The organism is Photobacterium sp. DNB22_13_2 (genome assembly GCF_052873915.1).
Genome location: NZ_JBNNXU010000093.1, coordinates 1 through 297 on the forward strand (window position 1 = coordinate 1; position 297 = coordinate 297).

2 tRNA genes are annotated in these 297 nt (G+C 56.9%); both read left to right on the forward strand.

Annotation, left to right across the window (positions count from 1 at the left end):
• Positions 1-86: 86 nt before the first annotated feature.
• Positions 87-179: transfer RNA gene (locus ACVA58_RS27930), tRNA-Ser, on the forward strand.
• Between the two features lie 41 nt (positions 180-220).
• Positions 221-297: transfer RNA gene (locus tag ACVA58_RS27935), tRNA-Arg, on the forward strand.

Below are 297 nucleotides of genomic sequence, written 5' to 3' on the forward strand. Positions count from 1 at the left end.
CGCTCGTAGCTCAGCTGGATAGAGTACCTGGCTACGAACCAGGCGGTCGGAGGTTCGAATCCTCCCGAGCGCGCCATAATTTGTGTGGTGAGGTGGCCGAGAGGCTGAAGGCGCTCCCCTGCTAAGGGAGTATACGGCTTATACCCGTATCGAGGGTTCGAATCCCTCCTTCACCGCCATTCTTTTCTTGTTCAAGTACTACTTGATAAAGAATGCCTGCGCGTCCGTAGCTCAGCTGGATAGAGTACCTGGCTACGAACCAGGCGGTCGGAGGTTCGAATCCTCCCGGACGCGCCA